The organism is Actinomyces urogenitalis, from assembly GCF_002861525.1.
GTDB lineage: Bacteria > Actinomycetota > Actinomycetes > Actinomycetales > Actinomycetaceae > Actinomyces > Actinomyces urogenitalis.
This window is the reverse complement of sequence record NZ_PKHA01000007.1, coordinates 95535-115177: the sequence shown is the minus strand read 5'-3', so window position 1 is coordinate 115177 and position 19643 is coordinate 95535. Positions and strand designations below refer to the sequence as shown.

14 protein-coding genes are annotated in these 19643 nt (G+C 70.8%); 9 read left to right on the top strand and 5 right to left on the bottom strand.

What is annotated here, in order from left to right:
* Window positions 1–16: 16 nt before the first annotated feature.
* Entirely contained in the window at window positions 17–2113 is a 2097-nt protein-coding gene (locus CYJ26_RS07670; RefSeq protein ID WP_101638235.1) for a helicase-associated domain-containing protein, read from the bottom strand.
* A 133-nt stretch (window positions 2114–2246) separates the two neighbouring features.
* Between CYJ26_RS07670 and CYJ26_RS07665 the strand changes: the two genes are divergently transcribed.
* Entirely contained in the window at window positions 2247–3926 is a 1680-nt protein-coding gene (locus CYJ26_RS07665; protein WP_006547596.1) for a DNA repair helicase XPB, read from the top strand.
* Window positions 3927–4947: 1021 nt separating this feature from the next.
* On the opposite strand, the gene CYJ26_RS07660 is transcribed toward CYJ26_RS07665, so the two are convergent.
* Window positions 4948–5901 carry a type 1 glutamine amidotransferase gene (locus CYJ26_RS07660; protein ID WP_101638234.1) on the bottom strand — a complete coding sequence of 318 codons (954 nt, stop codon included), beginning with the start codon at window positions 5899–5901 and terminating at the stop codon, window positions 4948–4950.
* A gap of 194 nt (window positions 5902–6095) precedes the next feature.
* Here CYJ26_RS07660 and CYJ26_RS07655 point away from each other — a divergent pair, with 194 nt between their 5' ends.
* The 7 genes from CYJ26_RS07655 to CYJ26_RS07625 all read left to right on the top strand — a co-directional run bounded on the left by CYJ26_RS07655 (window position 6096) and on the right by CYJ26_RS07625 (window position 14505).
* Complete coding sequence (locus CYJ26_RS07655) at window positions 6096–8339, top strand: TPM domain-containing protein (protein WP_101638233.1); 2244 nt, start codon at window positions 6096–6098, stop codon at window positions 8337–8339.
* A gap of 161 nt (window positions 8340–8500) precedes the next feature.
* Entirely contained in the window at window positions 8501–9328 is an 828-nt protein-coding gene (locus CYJ26_RS07650; RefSeq protein ID WP_006547599.1) for a PspA/IM30 family protein, read from the top strand.
* Window positions 9329–9495: 167 nt separating this feature from the next.
* Window positions 9496–10107 carry an NYN domain-containing protein gene (locus tag CYJ26_RS07645; RefSeq protein ID WP_006547600.1) on the top strand — a complete coding sequence of 204 codons (612 nt, stop codon included), beginning with the start codon at window positions 9496–9498 and terminating at the stop codon, window positions 10105–10107.
* Between the two features lie 84 nt (window positions 10108–10191).
* A complete protein-coding gene (locus CYJ26_RS07640; protein ID WP_006547601.1) occupies window positions 10192–10938 on the top strand; it encodes a response regulator transcription factor in 747 nt (248 codons plus the stop codon).
* Between the two features lie 121 nt (window positions 10939–11059).
* The gene (locus tag CYJ26_RS07635) at window positions 11060–12601 is read left to right on the top strand and encodes a sensor histidine kinase (RefSeq protein WP_034237314.1); all 1542 of its coding nucleotides are present in this window, start codon (window positions 11060–11062) and stop codon (window positions 12599–12601) included.
* A gap of 126 nt (window positions 12602–12727) precedes the next feature.
* A complete protein-coding gene (locus tag CYJ26_RS07630; protein WP_101638232.1) occupies window positions 12728–14071 on the top strand; it encodes a hypothetical protein in 1344 nt (447 codons plus the stop codon).
* 140 nt (window positions 14072–14211) lie between these two features.
* Complete coding sequence (locus CYJ26_RS07625) at window positions 14212–14505, top strand: WXG100 family type VII secretion target (RefSeq protein WP_006547605.1); 294 nt, start codon at window positions 14212–14214, stop codon at window positions 14503–14505.
* Window positions 14506–14615: 110 nt separating this feature from the next.
* Here the strand turns inward: CYJ26_RS07625 and groL are convergent, their stop codons facing one another.
* The 3 genes from groL to CYJ26_RS07610 all read right to left on the bottom strand — a co-directional run bounded on the left by groL (window position 14616) and on the right by CYJ26_RS07610 (window position 18685).
* Window positions 14616–16235 carry a chaperonin GroEL gene (gene groL, locus CYJ26_RS07620; protein ID WP_006547606.1) on the bottom strand — a complete coding sequence of 540 codons (1620 nt, stop codon included), beginning with the start codon at window positions 16233–16235 and terminating at the stop codon, window positions 14616–14618.
* 286 nt (window positions 16236–16521) lie between these two features.
* Window positions 16522–17859, bottom strand: coding sequence for a glycoside hydrolase family 15 (locus tag CYJ26_RS07615; RefSeq protein WP_145990775.1), 1338 nt, complete (start codon window positions 17857–17859; stop codon window positions 16522–16524).
* Between the two features lie 169 nt (window positions 17860–18028).
* Entirely contained in the window at window positions 18029–18685 is a 657-nt protein-coding gene (locus tag CYJ26_RS07610) for a LytR C-terminal domain-containing protein (RefSeq protein ID WP_006547610.1), read from the bottom strand.
* A gap of 196 nt (window positions 18686–18881) precedes the next feature.
* Here CYJ26_RS07610 and CYJ26_RS07605 point away from each other — a divergent pair, with 196 nt between their 5' ends.
* Window positions 18882–19559 (top strand): uracil-DNA glycosylase, encoded by a 678-nt coding sequence (locus CYJ26_RS07605; RefSeq protein WP_006547611.1) that lies wholly within the window; start codon window positions 18882–18884, stop codon window positions 19557–19559.
* The last annotated feature ends 84 nt before the right edge of the window (window positions 19560–19643 follow it).

Sequence of the window (19643 nt, the reverse complement as noted above, 5' to 3'; positions counted from 1 at the left end):
CGATCCCGCGCCAGCCCTACTCCTCCTCAACGCCCACGATCCGGTGAACGGCGACCGTCAGCTCAGTCTCACGCACGACGTCGGCCAGCCGCACCCTGCCGGGCTCCACCGCGAGCACCCGCACGCGCCGCTCCTGGACGCTTCCGTCCTGTCCCGCCAGACGCAGGCGTAGCCGCGAGCGCGAGGCCCGGGCCTGACGCAGCAGCGCCAGGGCGTGCACCGGGTCCGTGGCTGCGCCCCGGCCCTGGCCGGAGTCGATGCGGGCCTGCTCGCCGGCTCGCATCCGCCCCACGAGCACAGCCAGGTCCCGGGGCGAGGGCCGACGACGCCGCACCGGCCCGTCCGATCCGGGCCGCGCCGCCTCGGGAGCCAGGTGCCCGCGCCACCTCGGGAGCTGGTCGGCTGCCAGCAGCAGGGCGCCGTGGGCGTCCTCCAGGACGGGCGCCCCTCCGCTCACGCGCAGCACCCGCAGCACCTGCCCAGCGGGGGCGGTGGAGGTGAGGATCCCGGGAGCGACCTCGTCCAGCTCCAGCTCCGCCAGCTGGGTATCGGCCACCAGTCCGGCGGCCACCGCCGGGTCTGCCACGCGTAGGAGACAGGCCACCTCACGCACCCGCACCGCGCCGTGGTGACGGGCCGCGTCCTGAATGAGGACCGCCAGCGCGCTGGGCAAGGGGGTCGGCGAGTAGCGTTCCAGGGCCTCGGTCAGCTCGGAGGCACTCATCCCCACGTCCAGGGCCGCACGCACCGACTGCGGGGTGAAACGCACCGTCAGCGCACCGCCGCGCGACTCGACCTCGCTGGAGCGCTCCAACAGCTCCCCCAGCGCCGAGGTCGGCCGGCCCGGCACGATGGCGGTCAGGTCCGACTGGACCAGCAGCATGTCCACTGGCTCAGGCAGGTCCTCTTCCAGGGTCTGCTCCAGCAGCGCCAGGAGGCGATCCTGATCCTCCTGGAGCGTCTGGCCTTCGCCGAGCTCGCGCAAGCCGCGGGCCAGCCGCAGCGCCGCCCGTGACGCTGAGCCCCCGCCGCTGAGCCCCAGCAGCTCGGCCTCCTCTAGCACAGCGGTCACAGCGCCTTCGGGCACAACGCGCCTGGGCCGGGCGTAGGTCAGGGCCTGACGCACCCAGGACGGATCGAGGACCACCCCGGCCGGCAGCGAGGCCATGAGCGCGAGCACGCGGGCGCGCAGCGCGCGGGCCCAGCCCGCCTCGACGTCGTCGCCCAGGACCGGCCGTAAGGTGCCGTCGTCGCCACGCGTGCCCACGAGCCAGGGCGTGCGCGCGCTCCTGGCCCAGGCCAGGGCCAGCGGAGCCCAGCGCTCGGCCAGCCCGGCCTGCCGCCAGGCGGCCGCCTCGCGCGAGGGCACCCACGTCTCACCGTCCTCGTCCAGCCCCAGGAGCCCGGCGCCTGCGGCCATCTCGATGACGGTAGCGGTGACCTGCGTGCTCTCCTGAAGCGCCTGCGCGGTGCGGGTCAGCACCCGCACGCCGACCCCTCCGGTGCGCAGGATCGCCCCTGCCTCGCGACCCCACTCCTCCAGCAGCACCGTCACCAGGCGGACGAGCTCCTCGGCCGCGCGCGATGCCTGGTCCGCCACGGCGGCAGCCTCCTGGACCTCCAGCTCCTCGGGCCTGGGGGCAACGGGGGCCTGAGGCACCTGCGGACGGGGACCGAAGACCTCAGCCAGCCCGGGCACTGCTCCGGCCTCGACCACCAGCGCCAGGTGACGCAACCGCTCCAGTCCGGCAGCGACGTCGTCGGCTCCGAGCCCGGTGGCACGGCTGATGACGCCCGCATCCTGGGTTCCCAGCGCCACGACTGCCTGGGCCACAGCCAGGGGCTGGGCGCCCAGGTCCGCGAGCGCGATCTCCACGCTCGGGCGTCCGCCGGCGCGGGCAGCCAGGGTGGTGAAGGAGGACGAGGGCGGGGCGATAAGGTCGCGGCGAGACTGCAGGAGCTGGGCGATCTCGGCGTCGGAACGAGCGGTGAGGGTGGCGGCGAGGTCGTCCGTGCCCGCGATGCCACCAGTGGGCGGCTGCGTCGGCGGCGTCGCGTCCTGGCCGGTGGCCGCGCGCGTGCGGCTGGTGCGGGAAGTGCCTGGGGTGCTCATCCTTGTCACATTACCGCTCCTGCCACCCGCGCCTGGTGGCACGGGCCACGCTGACCGGCCTGCGCGCTCCGCCGCCGGTGAAGGCGTCGCCTGCGTCACGGCCCGGAGGCGCTCGTCGCGCGATACTCCCCCCATGCCTGCCTCTGCCCCGCCCGACGGACCCCTCATCGTCCAGAGCGACAAGACCGTCCTGCTGGAGGTCTCCCACCCGGCCTCCGCCGACGCCCGACGCGCCATCGCCCCCTTCGCCGAGCTGGAGCGGGCGCCGGAGCACATCCACACCTACCGCATCACGCCGCTGGCACTGTGGAACGCTCGCGCCGCCGGTCTGGACGCGGAGACGGTCATCCACGTGCTGATCACCTACTCCCGCTTCCCGGTGCCGCACTCGCTGCTCACCGAGATCGCCGAGACGATGGGACGCTACGGCCGCCTGCAGCTGGTCACCGACCCCGCGCACAGGCTCGTCCTGCACGCGACCGACGTACCGGTCCTGGAGGAGGTCATGCGCTCCAAGCGGACCAAGGGGTTGCTGGGCGAGAGACTGTCCCCCGAGGACGTCGTGGTCCATCCCTCCGAGCGCGGTCACCTCAAGCAGGTGCTCATCAAGCTGGGCTGGCCGGCGGAGGACCTGGCCGGCTACGTCGACGGCGAGGCGCACCCGATCGCCCTGCACGACGACCCGCAGGCAGCTGCGGCCGGCCAGCCAGGAGCCTTCGCTCTGCGCCCCTACCAGGCCGAGGCGGTGGACGCCTTCTGGGCGGGAGGAAGCGGCGTCGTCGTCCTGCCCTGCGGGGCCGGCAAGACCCTGGTGGGCGCGGCCTCGATGGCCCGCAGCTCGACGACGACCCTCATCCTGGTCACCAACGCGGTCTCGGCACGGCAGTGGAAGGAGGAGCTCATTCGCTTCACCTCCCTGACCGAGGACGAGATCGGGGAGTACTCGGGCTCGCGCAAGGAGGTCCGCCCGGTCACGATCGCCACCTACCAGGTGCTCACGACCAAGAGGAAGGGTGTCTACCCTCACCTGGACCTGCTGGACGCCCACGACTGGGGACTCATCGTCTACGACGAGGTCCACCTCCTGCCCGCGCCGATCTTTCGCATGACCGCGGACCTGCAGGCCCGGCGTCGCCTGGGCCTGACGGCCACGCTGGTACGCGAGGACGGGCGCGAGGACGAGGTCTTCAGCCTCATCGGGCCCAAGCGCTATGACGCGCCGTGGAAGGACCTGGAGAACCAGGGCTGGATCGCGCCGGCAGTGTGCACCGAGGTGCGGCTGAGCCTGGAGGCCGGCGAGCGGATGACCTACGCCACCGCCGAGAGCGAGGACCGTTACCGGTTGGCAGCGACGACGCCGGCCAAGGTGGCGGTGGTGGACCAACTGCTGGCCCGCCATGCAGGCGAGTCGGCGCTGGTCATTGGTCAGTACGTCGACCAGCTGGAGGAGCTCGCGGAGCACCTGGGGGCGCCGGTCATCACCGGGTCGACCACCGTGCGCGAGCGGCAGAAGCTCTACCAGGCCTTCCGCGACGGGGAGGTGAGCACCCTCGTGGTCTCCAAGGTCGCCAACTTCTCCATTGACCTGCCCGGCGCCTCGGTGGCGATCCAGGTCTCGGGCTCCTTCGGCTCGCGCCAGGAGGAGGCCCAGCGTCTGGGGCGGATCGTGCGTCCCAAGTCCGACGGGCGTCAGGCCCACTTCTACACCGTGGTCACCCGCGACACCGTGGACCAGGAGTTTGCCTCTCACCGCCAGCGCTTCCTGGCCGAGCAGGGCTACGCCTACGAGGTCACGGACGCCTCCGACCTCTGAAGGGCGGTTGGTTCCTGAGGAAGGGGTTGAAGGAGGAACTGCAGGGGCCTGAAGGAGGGGCGGAAGGGGCAGCCGGCCGTCTGGGGTGCCGGGCCGCCCTTCTCTGGGCCTCTCGCCCTCCCCCGCACTGTTCGCGCTCCTTCCTCGCTACCCCTCCGCGCCCTTCGCTACCCCTTGGCGTCCTTCGCACCCCCACCAAGACCTCCCACGCCGCTCCTTCGCCACCCCTTCGCCGCTCCTTCGCCACCCCTTCACCACCTCCGCTACCCCTCCGCGTCCTTCGCACCCCCGTAGCGCGCGCTACCAGGTAGCGGACAACACCAAGAGGTAGCGACAGACAGAACGGGGTAGCGGTGAACGCGGTCGGGTAGCGAAGCCAGCAGGGCCTGGCCCGCACACGCACGGTCGGACAACACCAAGGGGTAGCGAACACGGACGCCAGATAACGAAAGACAGCAGGAAGAGGCGGAGAACGCCAAGCGAGGCAGCTGCGAACACGCGGGACGGTAACAAACAACGCGACCATGGGCACCGACCATCGTCCTCTCGCGAACCCCGCTACCCCATCACCACCTTCACTACCCCTTGGCGTCCTTCGCACCCCCGTAGCGCGCGCTACGGGATAGCGGACAACACCAAGGGGTAGCGACCGCCAGAACGAGGTAGCGACGGTGAGAACGGGGTGGTGGCAACCAGCATGGGATAGCGCCGAACACTCGCGAACGAGCGCCCCAGCGAGCGCGCACCGCTGCCGGGGCCCCACCAAGGTGCGTCCGCCCAGATTCCGATGAACGGATACGGCATCTGTCCCCGCGAGCGTGCACCGCTGCCGGGCAAAGAATGCCAGCCCCCGGGCACACACCCAGCGGCATCGCACGCAAACGTGCGCCACTGCCGGGCGAGGGAAGTCAGTTCGCTTCACCGCCGGGCGAGGTCTAGGGCCCCGCCCCCCGGGCGAGGGAAGTCACCGCCGCGCAGATGTCACCTATCGCGTTTCGTAGCGCGCCCCGAGCGAGGGAGGTCAGTCCCGGGCGTCGCGCTGCGCGGCGTAGGCGCGGGCGTGGCGCACGAGCTCGCGCGCCAGACCACGCCCGTAGGCCTGCGCCACCGAGTCCGCCTCCTCAGCAGTGGCACGCGCCTGCTTGCCCGCAGCCACCGCCTCAGCAGGAAGCTCACGGCCGGAGGGCACGGCGGAGTCCGTGACGGCGGGCGGCTCAACGCCCATCTTCTGCGCCACCTCACGCTCAGTCCACGAACCCAGACGGGCAGGGCTGGCCTCGGGGTGGTGCTGGAAGGCGAGCATCCGCCCCACACGCCAGGTGTGGATCGGGCAGCGCTGGGAGGAGGCCAGGAGCGTGGCCCCCTCCGGCAGGCTCACGACGGCGTCGTCGTGCGAGACGACGGCAGGCAGGCGGGTGCCGTCCTGGGTCGAGATCCCGGCACGCACCGCAGCGCGCACGGCCTCGTCGATCACGGGCCCCAGGACCCGATCGACCAAGGCAGCCTCAGTCAGCTCCAGCTCGGCAACCCCGTGCTCACCGCCGTCAGGCGACGGCACAGCCGTCACCGCGCCGAGGGCCTCAGCCGCCACCTGGGCACCCAGGCAGATCGTCAGGGTCGGCAGCCCATCTGCCACGGCATGGCGGATGATCTCGCGCAGCCCCTCCAGCCACGGGTGGGCCGCGTCATCGTGGGCGCTCATCTGGCCTCCCAGGACCACGAGGCCGTCACCCAGGTCATCCGTAGCCGGCAGCGCCTCACCCTTCCACACCCGGATGGTGCGCAGCCGGGCCCCGGAAGCGAAGAGCCACTCGCCCAGGCGGTCCAAGGGCGCGACGGCGTCCGGCTCGATCACCGTGATGAGCGGCCCGGCAGGCCGCGGCGTGGACGCCGGGATAACCGGGACCGACGGCGTCTGGCCGAGCGCGCTGGTACCGGTGGAGGAAGATGACGTCATGTCGCTGGGCTGAGTCATGGGTCTATTGACTCCAAGCCGCCGCGGTCGCGCAAGCCGAGCGGATCACGTTCGCCGTCAGCCGCGCACTCCGGCACCACGCCACCCACGTGCCGCGCACACACCTGCCGCGGCCCGGACTGACAAGGCGAGTCAACGCGCTGGCGGCGAAAGAAGTTGCCTCGCCCGAGCTCCAGCCAGCACCATATGTCGTGATGCACACGACACCTTCGCCTCGGCGCCCAGCCCTCGGGGGCCTGGCTGGCTGCGGCCTGCTTCTGTCCGCCGCGCTCGTGGCACCCGTCGCGCTCGCCGCCCCACAAGTGCCTGCCCGCACCAGCGAACCCGCCCTCACTGCCGTGTCCGCACCGCAGGCCGCTCTCACCTCCCTGCCGGCAACGACCACAACAGACTCCCTGCCCTCAACCACCCTGCTGGACCAGGTGACGGACGCCGCCGGGATCCTCACCGCCTCCACCGCTGAGAAGGCCGTGGCCACGGCGGAGCGCAACGGCGTCCACCTGTGGGTCGTCACCTACGACGACGCTTCCGAGCTCGCTACCGACTTTGCCGCCGAGGCCTGGTCCTGGACCGGGCTGGGTGCCTATGACGTCCTGCTGGTCATCAACATCTCCACCGCCGATCCCTCCCAGCGCAGCTACGCCTTCGACGGCGACTCTCGAGGCTCGGTGTGGTCCCAGGCCCGCCTGGGTGAGGTCCGCCTGCGCATCGAGGAGCACCTGAAGGCCGGGGACTGGGACGGGGCCGTGACCTCGATCGTGGAGGACCTGTCCACCGGCAGCGACTCCTCTGCCTCCCCCGCCCAGCGTGAGGTCGTTGAGCACGCTGAGCCCGATGCTGGCGAGCACCCTGCCCCCTGGATGCTTCTCGCATTCGTCGGGGTCGGCGCCCTCGGCTCGGCCACCCTGGTGCGCCGCCTGACGGCAGCGGCACGACGACGCAAAGGCCGCCAGCCCACGACGCAAGGAGAAGGCATGAACAACGCGCTGCCACCGTCCCAGACCCTGCCGCTGGAGACCCTGCGCGCCCAGGCCTCAGCCACGCTCCTTGCGGCCGACGACGCCGTACGCGCCGCCGACGAGGAGCTGTCCTACGCTCAGGCGCAGTTCGGGCTGTCCGCCACGGACGACTTCACCCAGGCTCTGGCCCAGGCACGTGAGCACATGGAGCGTGCCTTCGAGCTGCGCAAGCTGCTGGATGACGACATCCCCGAGACCGAGGCGGTCCAGCGCCAGATGTACGGCGAGATGCTCCAGCGCTGCGAGCAGGCCACCACCGTCATCTCCGCCCAGGAGAAGGCCTTCCACGAGCGGCGCGGTATCGAGGCCAACCTGCCCACGGCGATCGCCGAGACCCGGCAGCGCGCGGCAGAGACCGAGCAGGCCCTGCATGCGGCGCAGACCCTCCTGGTCACGCTCCACGCGACCTTCCCGCCTTCGGCGCTGAGCTCGGTGTCCCACGCCCCCGATCAGGGCCTGCGGCTGCTCGCGGCCGGACGCACCGCCTTGGAGCAGGCGCAGGCCTCGGTCGACGACGGCCAGCAGACCACCGCGGTCGAACAGGTCCGCATCGCCCAGGGTGCGATCGCCCAGGCTGGCCAGCTCGCCGCCCAGGTCCGCGGGGCCCGCGAGCGCCTGGAGCGGGCGGCAACAGACCTGGAGGCAGCGATCGCCTCGATCTCCTCCGACCTCATCGACGCCCAGCGCCTGGCCGCCCAGGTACCTGCAGCAACCCTGGCGCCCCTGGTTCGCCAGGCTGAGGCAGCGGTGGAGCAAGGGCGGGCCGCCCTGCCGGTCGCCAGCGGCGCGATGCTCACCAGCGCTTCCCCCGACACCTCCACCGGCGCCGAGGCACTGACGAGCGGGGGCGACCCGCTGGCAGCCCTGGACCGCCTGGCTCGCTGCGAGGCAGCCCTGGACGCCGCCCTGGCACCCGCCCGCGCCAAGGAGGAGAACGACTCACGTGCACGGGCCTCACTCGGTTCGCGTCTGGCCCGCCTCAACTCCCAGATCGAGGCCGTGACCTCCTATATCTCCACCCACCGCGGCGCCGTCGGCTCCTCGGCTCGCACCGCGCTGTCCGAGGCCACTCGCCACGCTGCCGCAGCCACCTCGCTGCAGACCAGCGATCCGACGGCGGCCCTTGCCGAGGTCGCTGCCGGCGAGCCGCTGGTGGCACAGGCTCAGGCCATCGCTGAGGCCGATGTGCGTGACAACGAGGACTCCTTCGGAGGACTGGGCGGCCCCCGTGGCGGAGGAGGTGACCTGGACCTGGGTTCGCTGGTCCTAGGCGGCATCCTTCTGGGCGGCCTGGGAGGCGGCCACCGGGACCACGGGTACGGTGGCTGGGGAGGCCCGCGCCCCGGCGGCGGCTTTGGCGGCGGCGGTGGCAGCTTCGGCGGTGGAGGAGGCTTCGGCGGTGGAGGCGGCCGTTTCTGAGTGTGCCCGCCCTCATGCCCACAGCGATACCGCCGTCATGACCGCGACGCGCAGGCAGGTTCCGTGGAAGCATCCAGGTCAGCAGGCGACTGCTGGCACCGCACCGCGGTGACCGCCCCACACCCGTTTGTCACCGACACGATCTACGAAAGGGACAACCCATGGCTGAGAAGCAGTCGATCCTGGGCCGCATTGCCCAGCTGACCCGTGCCAACATCAACGCTCTCCTCGACCGCGCCGAGGACCCGGAGAAGATGCTCGACCAGCTCGTGCGCGACTACACCTCCTCCATCGCCGAGGCCCGCGAGGCCGTGGCCCAGACCATCGGCAACCTGCGCCTGGCGGAGAAGGACCACGACGCCGACCTCGCCGAGGCCAAGGACTGGGGCAACAAGGCCCTGGCCGCCTCGACCAAGGCTGACCAGCTGCGTGCCGGTGGGGATGAGGCGGGAGCCGACAAGTGGGACTCCCTGGCCAAGATCGCCATCACCAAGCAGATCGCGGCGGAGAACGAGGCGAAGTCGGCCGAGCCGATGATCGACTCCCAGCGCCAGGTCGTCGAGCAGCTCAAGACGGGTCTGACCCAGATGGAGGCGCGTCTGGGTGACCTCAAGTCCCGCCGCGACGCCCTGGTGGCTCGCCAGAAGTCCGCGCAGGCACAGGTCAAGGTCCAGGGTGCAATCCGCTCGATCAACGTCATGGACCCCACCTCCGAGCTCGCTCGCTACGAGGACCAGGTGCGCCGCATCGAGGCTCAGGCCGAGGGCCAGGCCGAGCTGGCCGGTACCTCGCTGGAGGCCCAGTTCGCTGAGCTGGAGTCCGCCGCCGCCATGACCGAGGCGGAGGCTCGTCTGGCCGCGCTCAAGGCGGGAGGCTCCTCCGCCCTGCCTTCCGCCCAGGCACCGGCGCAGATCACCGACGGCGAGGTCGACGCCGCCTTTGCCGCTCTCAAGGCGCAGGACGCTGAGGAGGAGACCTCCTCCTACTGAGGTCGCGCACCCACCACAGCCGACCACTAGCGCAGCCGCACCACAACCACCGTGGTGCGGCTGCGCCGTCGTGGTCCCCGGCCTCCTGGAGGCCGCGAAGCCCGGCTGCGCGCCGCAGAGCCGCCCACAAGGTGCGCCGCCCGAGCAGCCGCCGATACGATGTCCCTATGATCGCCACCTCAGCCGTGCCCACCTACCTCCTCGTCGACGGGGAGAACATCGACGCCACCTTGGGCATGAGTGTCCTGGGACGGCGGCCTGAGCCCGAGGAGCGCCCACGCTGGGACCGGGTCCTGTCCTTCTGCGACACCCTGTCCGATCAGGAGGCCGGCGGCGAGGACGAGGACACCCACGCCCTGTTCTTCCTCAACGCCACCTCCGGGCACATGCCGATGAGCTTCGTCCAGGCGCTGCTGGCCATGGACTACCGCCCCATCCCCCTGGCCGGCTCGGGCAACCCCGAAGAGAAGGTCGTCGACATCGGTATCCAGCGCACCCTGGACGCCCTGGCGGAGCGGGTCGAGTCCGGCCTAAGCGCCCAGGTCCTGCTCGGCTCGCACGACGGCGACTACATCCCTCAGATCGAGCGTCTCCTGGACGCCGGGGCCAAGGTCGGGGTGCTGTGCTTCAAGGAGTTCCTCAACGCGCAGCTGGCTGCGCTGGAGTCGCGCGGGCTGGTCATCCATGACCTGGAGTCGGACGTGCGGGCCTTCACCATCGCCCTGCCGCGCGTGCGGATCATCTCCCTGGAGGAGTTCGACCCCACCGCCTTCATCTAGGCCCGTCGGGGTGGTCGGCCGCCTCGCACCGACCACCTACGATCCGTTCAGGCAACATTCAGCCTCCGGGGGCACAGTGCCGCTATGGATCGTTCCCAGGACTCTGCACAGCAGCGGCACGAGGCTCGTCTTCTCGTCGTCGACGACGAGCCCAACATCCGCGACCTGCTCGCCTCCTCCCTGCGTTTTGCCGGCTTCGAGGTGGTCACGGCCGCTGACGGCAACGGGGCACTGCGCGCCGTTGACCAGGAGGAGCCTGACCTCGTGGTCCTGGACGTCATGCTCCCGGACATGGACGGCTTCACCGTGGCCCGGCGCCTGCGTGAGCGCGATGTGACCACGCCGATCCTCTTCCTCACCGCGCGCGACGACATGTCAGACAAGGTCCAGGGCCTGACGGTCGGCGGGGACGACTACGTCACCAAGCCCTTCGGCCTGGAGGAGGTCGTGGCCCGCATCCGCGCGATCCTGCGTCGCACGCACGCCACCCAGGACGAGAACGACGGCATCGTGCGAGTGGCTGACCTGGTCCTGGACGAGGACGCCCACGAGGTCCACCGTGCTGGCGTCGAGGTGGACCTGTCCCCCACCGAGTTCAAGCTGCTGCGTTACCTCATGCTCAACGCCGGCCGCGTGGTGTCCAAGGCACAGATCCTGGACCACGTCTGGGAGTACGACTGGAACGGCGACGCCGCGATCGTGGAGTCCTACATCTCCTACCTGCGCCGCAAGATCGACCAGATCGAGACCGCTGACGGGCAGCCAGTGGCACCCTTGATCCAGACCCGTCGCGGCGTGGGCTACATGCTTCGTGAGCCCAAGGGCGAGTAACGTGCGGCCGCGCGGAAGCAGGCGGCCCGGTCTGGGAATCTACGAGGCGGCGACGGCGCACACCGCCAGGCCGCCTCACGGCAAGCAGCACCGCCCCGTCAAGAAGGGGCGGTGGCACCTGATGACCTCTGCCCGGCGAGGCTGGCACAGCCTTCCGCTGAGCAAGCGTCTGGTCCTCATTACGACCGCCCTGCTCACCCTCGGGCTGCTCATCGCCTCGCTGGCCGTGACCTCCCTGCTCTACACCCACCTGCTCGGCCAGGTCGACGACCAGCTGAGCGTGACCTCGCGCGCCATCGGCTCTCAGGCCCTGACCCAGATCCGCACCGGCAACTCCTCGCTCATGCCCTCGACCTACTACGTCGAGGCCCAGTACATCGACGGCCAGAACGGCTCCATGATCTCGGCGGACACCGCCGCCGAGTACGGCACGCCCCAGATCGGCCGGCTCTCGCTTGAGGAGACGATCGCTCAGAAGGACTCCCCGGACCTGTACACCGTGGACTCTGACCTCCCGGGCAGGCAGTGGCGTGTCATCGCCCTACCGATCAAGGACGCCGACACCCAGGAGTACCGCGGCGTCGTCGCGATCGCGCTGCCTCTGAGCGGAATGATGGAGACCGTGGCCCGTACCCGGCTCATCGTGGCCATGGCGGACGTGGCCGTCATCCTCCTTGGTACGTTGGCAGCCGCTTACCTCGTCATCCGTTCCTTCCGCCCACTGCGCCAGATCGAGGCCGTGGCGGGGCGGATCGCCAAAGGTGACCTGTCCGCACGCGTACCGGTCACCGAGCCCGCGACCACCGAGGTCGGCTCGCTCCAGCGGGCGCTGAACACAATGCTCCAGCAGAATGAGCAGGCCTTCTCCGTCCAGGTGGTGGCCCAGGAGCGCATGACCCGCTTTGTCTCCGACGCCTCCCACGAGCTGCGCACCCCGCTGGCCGCCATCCGCGGTTACGGCGAGCTCTACCGCATGGGCGGTGTCCCGCCCGAGCGCCAGAACGAGGTGATGGGCCGTATCGAGACCGAGGCCTCGCGCATGGGCCGGCTGGTGGACGACCTCCTGCAGCTCGCACGTATGGACGAGGGCCGCAAGATGAACATGGAGCCGGTGGACCTGACCGAGGTCAGCCGCGGGGCGCTGTCAGACATGGCTGTTCTGGCCCCTGACCGCGAGTGCGCCCTCATCTCCCTCCAGGACGAGCAGGCCGAGCCAGGCCCCGCCGTCGTCATCGCAGACCGCGACCGACTCAGCCAGGTGATCACGAACCTGCTGGGCAACGTCACCCGCCATACCCCGGCGGGTTCGCCGGTGGAGATCGCCATCGGAGTCGTCGACGCTCCTGTGCTCACGGCAAAGTCGGAGGACCGCAACCTGCCGGCTCCTGCCCCGGGGGCCGCCCAGCGCACCGCCGTGGTTGAGGTACGCGACCACGGGCCCGGCGTGCCGCTGAGCGAGGCCACCAAGGTCTTCCAACGCTTCTACCGCGCCGATACCTCACGCAACCGCGAGACCGGGGGCTCGGGTCTGGGGCTCGCGATCGTCTCGGCGATCGTGGCGCGCCACGGCGGCACGGTCCAGATGCTGCAGACCCCCGGCGGCGGCGCCACCGTGCGCATCGAGATCCCGGCCAGCACCGACCAAAGGCCCGACCAGCACTAGGACCTGGGCCACCTCGGCCACGCTGAGAGGCGAAAGGTGGCCGGACGAACAGGCATTCCCTTCGACTTCCGTGCGGAGCGAGCATACGATGGCCAGCGTTTCCTCTCCCGACCTCGGAGGCTGTGCATGGGCGTCTTGGACGCACCTCAGTGGCTGCTGCCGGCGTACGTCCGCTCTGTCAAGGCGGTCGGCGCGACGGCGGGCGCCGAGCAGATCCAGGAGGCCGGAGAGCGCCTGGTCAGCATGTGGCTCAGCCCTGACCGACGTTTCCACAACCTCAAGCACGCCATCGACATGCTGGCGCGCGTGGATGAGCTGGCTGACGAGTCCCACAACCCCGATGTCATGCGGCTGGCGGTGTGGTACCACGGCTGCGTCTTCTCCTCCGCCACGGAGGAGACTTACAAGCGCAACGGCGGAGAGGACGAGGTCGCCTCAGCGGCCTACGCCGCGGAGGACCTGCACGCTCTGGGCGTGCCGGACAAAGTCACCGACCGGATCTGCGCCCTCATCCTCAACCTCAAGCGACACAACCTGACCCACGAGGACATCGATGCCCTTGCCCTCAACGACGCCGACCTGGGCGCCCTGGCGGTTGGCCCGCAGCAGTACAAGCGTTACCGCGAGCTCGTACGCGAGGAGTACGCCCACATCCCTGCCGAGCACTATCTGCAGGCACGCCTGACGATCGTCTCCAAGCTCCTGGCCCGCGAGACACTCTTCTCCTCCCCCTTGGGTGCACGCTGGGAGCTGGCCGCGCGCCAGAACCTGGAAGCGGAGAAGCGCCTGCTGGAGGACGGTCTGGCGAAGCTGGCCGCCAAGGCAGGTCAGACCACGTGCACCGCGGCTGACGCCGCCCTGGCCCACCTGGCCGCCAGCGTCGAGCAGGCGGCGGCCGAGGGCGAGCAGGTCGCCGCAGCCCGAGCCGCTGGACCGGGCGAGGCACCGGCCGCACAGGCAACCACGTCCACCCTTCCCTCCGCGCCCCTGGTCACGATGGCGGCTGGCGCGGCGACGCCGTCGGCCGATCAACCCCCGGCCGCCCGTCCGGTCACGCCCCCGCGCGGAGTGCCGGTGGCGCCGCCCACGCCCGCTGCCGGCGTGCCACGGCCTGGAGCTGCTCCAGTCACGCCGTCGGCCCCGGCCGCCCCGACACCTCCTCCCGTGCCTGGCCACGAGGACCTGTCCCACACCACCTCGATGGAGTCCTGCGTGGCAGACATCGACCGGCTCATGAGCACCCCACGCGTGACCACCGCGCCTGCCGGGGCCGAGGCCGCCTCGCTCACGCCCACCGGCGGAGTGCCCGTCGTCGACCGTCAGTCGATGGCAGAGGCTGCGCGCCTGCGCCTGGCCGAGAAGCTGCGCGCCAAGGTCGAGGAGGCCAAGATCCTGCGCGAGGCTCGGACGGGCGAGTTCCAGCCCATCACCGAGGAGATCATCGACGACGGCGCTGGGCACCAGGCCTAGACCTCGCCCGGGCTCCACAGGCCGGCCCCGTGACAGGGGCATAAGTGACCCTCCACAGGCGCCCTGCGGCGTCGGGCCCGTTCTCCCTAGCCTGGAACGCACCAGCGCCGACAAGCGGCGCCCTGCAGAAAGGTGCGCTCATGCCTCTCTTCTCCGTTGATACCCAGGCGGTCCTGGACACCGCCTCAGCAGCCCGCACGCGTGTGGCCACGATCCAGGCGGAGGTGGACGCGATGAACGGCGACATCGCCGCTCTCCAGGCCTCCTGGACCGGCGGCGCCAGCGCCGCTATGGCCGCCTGCGCCGCAGACTGGCACCTGACCCAGGCTCAGGTCCAGGCCAGTCTCGACGCCATCAGCCAGGCGCTGGACGCCTCCGCCCTGGCCTATGACGACGCCGAGTCGGCCAACGTCGGCCGCTTCGGCGCCCGGTGACCGCCACCGGCCACCCGTGCCGCCCAGCGATAGCGAAACGGGCCGCCCTCCCGCAGGAGGACGGCCCGTTTCGCTATCGCGTCAGTGACTGACGGTGGCCAGGCGACCGATCAGTACATGCCGCCCATGTCCTCGCCACCAGCCGGGGCGGGAGCCGGGGGCTCCGGCTTGTCCGCCACAACGGCCTCGGTGGTCAGGAACAGGCCCGCGATGGACGCGGCGTTCTGCAGGGCGGAGCGGGTGACCTTGACCGGGTCGGCGATGCCGGCGGCCAGCAGGTTGACGTACTCGCCGGTGGCGGCGTTCAGGCCCTCACCGGTGGGCAGGTTGCGCACGCGGTCGACGACGACGCCGCCCTCAAGGCCAGCGTTGACGGCGATCTGCTTGAGCGGGGCCTCCACGGCAACCTTGACGATCGAGGCACCGGTGGCCTCGTCGCCCTCGAGCTGGAGAGAGCTGAGGGCCTCGGCGGCCTGGATGAGCGCAACGCCACCACCGGCGACGATGCCCTCCTCGACGGCAGCCTTGGCGTTACGCACGGCGTCCTCGATGCGGTGCTTGCGCTCCTTGAGCTCGACCTCGGTGGCCGCACCGGACTTCAGGACGGCGACGCCGCCAGCCAGCTTGGCCAGACGCTCGGAGAGCTTCTCCTTGTCGTACTCGGAGTCGGAGTTCTCGATCTCGTTGCGGATCTGCTGGACACGGGCCTCGATGGCGTCCTTGTCCCCAGCGCCCTCGACGATCGTGGTCTCGTCCTTGGTGACAACCACCTTGCGGGCCTGACCCAGGTCCTCCAGGGTGGCGTTCTCCAGCTTGAGGCCGACCGTCTCGGAGATGACGGTGCCGCCGGTCAGGATCGCCATGTCCTGCAGCATCGCCTTGCGGCGGTCGCCGAAGCCGGGAGCCTTGACGGCCACGGACTTGAAGGTGCCACGGATGCGGTTGACCACGAGGGTGGCCAGGGCCTCAGCCTCGACGTCCTCGGCGATGATCGCCAGAGGCTTGCCGGACTGCATGACCTTCTCCAGCAGGGGCAGCAGGTCCTTAACGTTGGAGATCTTGGACTCGACCAGCAGGACGTAGGCGTCCTCCAGGACGGCCTCCTGACGGTCAGCGTCGGTGACGAAGTAGGGGGAGATGAAGCCCTTGTCGAAGCGCATACCCTCGGTGACCTCAAGCTCGAGGCCGAAGGTGTTGGACTCCTCGACGGTGATGACGCCGTCGTGGCCGACCTTCTCCAGAGCCTCGGCGATGAGGGCGCCGATCTGCTCGTCAGCGGCGGAGATCGAGGCGGTGGCCGCGATCTCGTCCTGGGTCTCGACCTCCTTGGCGTCGGACAGCAGGCGCTCGACGACGGTGGCCACGGCCTTGTCGATACCGCGACGCACGGCGATCGGGTTGGCGCCGGCGGCCACGTTGCGCAGACCCTCGCGAACCAGGGCCTGGGCGAGGACGGTCGCGGTGGTCGTACCGTCACCGGCGACGTCGTCGGTCTTCTTGGCGACCTCCTTGACGAGCTCGGCGCCGATCTTCTCGTAGGGGTCCTCGAGCTCGATCTCCTTGGCGATGGTGACACCGTCGTTGGTGATGGTCGGGGCGCCCCACTTCTTGTCGAGCACGACGTTGCGGCCCTTGGGGCCGAGGGTGACCTTGACGGTGTCAGCGAGGGCGTTCAGACCCCGCTCCATGCCGCGGCGGGCCTCCTCGTCAAAAGCAATGATCTTGGCCATGTGGGTTCCTCCACTTGGGTTGGACGGTCGACTGGCGCCCGCGACGGACGGATCGAGATGGCACGTTCTTGTCACGCGCCGCCCCGGCCCTCACCCGACGACCTGGTGTGCTCACTGAGGCTGCCGTCCTGGCGACCGGGTCCCGGTCTGTCACTCGGCAGCCCCGAGTGCTAACCGCAACTCTGGCACTCTCACCCCTCGAGTGCAAGACGCAGACCACGCCCCTCGGCTGGAGGCGAAACACAACGGCTGCCGGCAGGCCGCGCCCGACCCCGTCCAGAGCCTCTTACGCCGAGCGGCCGCGTGCCTGCGTCACGGCCAGGAGCACCAGGGCGCAGGTCCAGGCCAGCGGAGCCGGACCGGCGGGCCGACCATCCGCCCGTACCTTCTCCGGCAGCGCCCCGACACTCGTGCGATGACCCTCCAGCCAGTCCAGCAGGATCTCCCCCTCGCGCCCCAGCTGCGGATCACGCTGCGCCTGCGCCAGCCCGGACCAGGCCAGCAGCGCAGTCTGCGGCGTCCAGGAGATGCCGTCCTGGCGCCAGGATGAGCCTGGCGCTACGCCGCCGGCCGGACGCTGCATCCGCTGCCAGGCCTGCCGGCGCACCTCCAGCGCCCCGTCCAGGGCCTGCGTGAAAGGTGGCAGGACGAGCGTGAGCGCCGCATCGACGTCGTCGCGTCCCTCATGGCGCCCCCAGTGCGGGGCGAAAGCGCGCGTCATCGCCTCGCGGACCTGCCCCACGCGCGCCTGCAGGACATCCGGCCCCACCTGCAGGTCGAGCCCCAGCGAGCACAGGCGGGCGGCCGCCTCCAGCCCGAGCAGGACCGGCGCAGCGGTTCCAAGTGTCAACCGGGTCTCGCTGACCTCCCAGTAGTCGGGGGAGGCCGGCGGCAGGTAGCCAGGCCCCGGGGTCAGCCACATGAGGTGGCTGGCCGAGCGTGCAGCCACGGCCTCCACAGGAGCGAGGAAGGAGCGGACCTCCTCCGGGTCACGGCCTGAGGCCTCAAGGTCATCAGCCAGGCGCCCGGCCGCCCACAGGAGCCAGCCGACGCCGTCGAGCTGGGCCGCCCGGTCATCGGGCACACCGCCGTCAGCCGTGTAACGCGCCTCAAGCGGGCGCCGGACCTCGTGCTGTCCAGCACGCCACGTCCCGCTGCCGAGACCCTCCTGGAGTCTCGCCAAGTGGCTGAGTACCTGGCGAGACTCGTCGAACAGGCCGACAGCGCCGTAGGCCGCCGCAGCGAAGGAGGCGTCGCGAGTCCAGACGTACCGCCAGTAGGACACCGGCGCCGACACCACCGCGCCCGGAGCGAAGCGATCCACGTCCGCCTGGCCGCCAGGCCCGCCGTGGGAGGTGGCCAGGCTCGGGCCGGTCAGGGCAAGCAAGTCGCTCGGGGCGCTGTGCGCCAGCGCGTGCCACCGCCCCGGCGGCACCACCGCCGCGGCGCGTCGCTCACGGGCCTGTGCGATGAGGCGGTCGGCCTCCTGCTCGCTCGGAAGGCGAACGAGCCCCTCCAGCCCCTCGGGCAGCGACACCCAGGCCGGAACCCGCGTCCCCGCCACGTAACGGCAACGCGCCCCGACCGGTAGGGGAACGAGGACACCGCCGGGCCCCAGCGCCACGCCCTCACTAGCCAGCCCCGGAAGAGGCCTGGGAGCACACCGGGACGCCTGGGCACCCCACGCTCCCGCCAGGGTCAGCCCGCCGCCAGCCAGCATCGCGCGACGACTCAGGCGGCCGGGGATACGGCCACGCCACGTGGCCCCGGAGCGAGGTGGGCGGGCGATTGCCCTACTCCGTGAAGTCCGAGCGCAGGACGATGACGATGGGGTTGGACTGGGCCACCTCGGCGGACTCGACCACGTTGGTGATCCCCAGGGCCTCGCCGATAGCACGTGCAGTCGCCTCGTTGTCTGCCGAGGCGTAGTAAATCGTCGTCGTCTCCGGCGTGGACTGGCGGTAGACGCCCTGCTGGACGTTGACGTCCGTGTAGCCGGCGTTGGCCAGGCGGTCACCGGTGCGCCCCGCCAGGCCGTTGACCGAGCTGCCGTTGTGGATGGTCACGCCCGTGGTCAGGTCCGCGTCCTGCACGGCTGGCGCCGCCGGCTCCTCGGTCTGGACCGGCTCGCTCTCACCAGCAGCCGACTCCTGCGGGGCAGCGGTCTGCTCACCCTCAGCGGCCGCCGTGGCCTCGGTGGCCTCCTCGCCGCCAGCCAGCTCCGCGGTGGCAGAAGCCGAGGCAGAGCCCTGCGCAGAGGGCGCGGTGTATCCGGCCTTGCCCAGCAGGGTCACGGCCGCCCAGGCCAGCAGCGGGACGATCACGATCACCGCCAGCAGCGGCACCCAGCTGCGCCATGCCGGAACCGGGGCGCGGTGAACGCCGATGGGTTCGTGCGCCTCGTCGTTGCGGGCGTCGAACTCGTCGTCGGGATACTCGTAAGGAGACACGTCGTGAGAATAGTCGCTGGGGCGCGATCGCGGGGCAGACACCCCGAACCTGTGACGACGGCATCGTGCGCCGCAGTCACCACGGCCACCACGGCCTGCCGCGCAGCGCTGGCAGATCCCAGGAGCCAGCCCTCCCACGGGACTGACATGCCCCGGGAGCCAGCCATCCCCACGAGGCAGGCCCTAGGCTCATCCCGTGAGTGACGCGCGACCCCTGTCCGAGCTGGTTGATCCGTCCTGGGCCCAGGCCCTGGCGCCCGTGGAGCAGACGATCCACGAGATCGGTGACCGCCTGCGCCAGGAAGTGGCTGCCGGCCGAGGCTACCTGCCGGCCGGCACCGACGTCCTACGCGCCTTCACCTACCCCATGCAGGACGTCAAGGTCCTCATCGTGGGGCAGGACCCCTACCCCACGCCCGGGCACCCCATGGGCCTGAGCTTCTCGGTGCAGCCGGGAGTACGTCCACCACGCAGCCTGGAGAACATCTTCACTGAGATGGTCAATGACCTCGGCGTAGCTCGACCCACCTCCGGGGACCTCACCCCCTGGTCACGTCAAGGCGTCATGCTGCTCAATCGGGTCCTCACCGTCCGCCCTGGTTCCCCGGCCTCTCACCGCGGCTGGGGCTGGGAAGCGGTCACGCAGCGGGCGATCGAGGCGCTCGTGGCACGCCAGACTCCGCTGGTGGCCATCTTGTGGGGACGGCCCGCCCAGTCCTTGACCCCCATGCTGGGCACGACGCCGATCGTGGCCTCGCCCCACCCCTCGCCGCTGAGCGCCTCCCGTGGCTTCTTCGGTTCACGGCCCTTCAGCCGTGCCAATGAGCTGCTCTCCCAGCAAGGGGCTGCGCCGGTGGACTGGCGCCTGCCCTGACGGCGCCGCCTCGTCGGGGCGTGCTTGAGTCATATCGGAGCGCGCATTAGCCGCATCGGGGCACGCTCACAACGTGTTCACAAC

Bases quoted from the DNA above. Each gene is read 5' to 3' on its own strand.
- CYJ26_RS07670 (WP_101638235.1), bottom strand. From the start codon at position 2,113: ATGAGCACCCCAGGCACTTCCCGCACCAGCCGCACGCGCGCGGCCACC.
- CYJ26_RS07665 (WP_006547596.1), top strand. From the start codon at position 2,247: ATGCCTGCCTCTGCCCCGCCCGACGGACCCCTCATCGTCCAGAGCGAC.
- CYJ26_RS07660 (WP_101638234.1), bottom strand. From the start codon at position 5,901: ATGACTCAGCCCAGCGACATGACGTCATCTTCCTCCACCGGTACCAGC.
- CYJ26_RS07655 (WP_101638233.1), top strand. From the start codon at position 6,096: ATGCACACGACACCTTCGCCTCGGCGCCCAGCCCTCGGGGGCCTGGCT.
- CYJ26_RS07650 (WP_006547599.1), top strand. From the start codon at position 8,501: ATGGCTGAGAAGCAGTCGATCCTGGGCCGCATTGCCCAGCTGACCCGT.
- CYJ26_RS07645 (WP_006547600.1), top strand. From the start codon at position 9,496: ATGATCGCCACCTCAGCCGTGCCCACCTACCTCCTCGTCGACGGGGAG.
- CYJ26_RS07640 (WP_006547601.1), top strand. From the start codon at position 10,192: ATGGATCGTTCCCAGGACTCTGCACAGCAGCGGCACGAGGCTCGTCTT.
- CYJ26_RS07635 (WP_034237314.1), top strand. From the start codon at position 11,060: ATGACCTCTGCCCGGCGAGGCTGGCACAGCCTTCCGCTGAGCAAGCGT.
- CYJ26_RS07630 (WP_101638232.1), top strand. From the start codon at position 12,728: ATGGGCGTCTTGGACGCACCTCAGTGGCTGCTGCCGGCGTACGTCCGC.
- CYJ26_RS07625 (WP_006547605.1), top strand. From the start codon at position 14,212: ATGCCTCTCTTCTCCGTTGATACCCAGGCGGTCCTGGACACCGCCTCA.
- groL (WP_006547606.1), bottom strand. From the start codon at position 16,235: ATGGCCAAGATCATTGCTTTTGACGAGGAGGCCCGCCGCGGCATGGAG.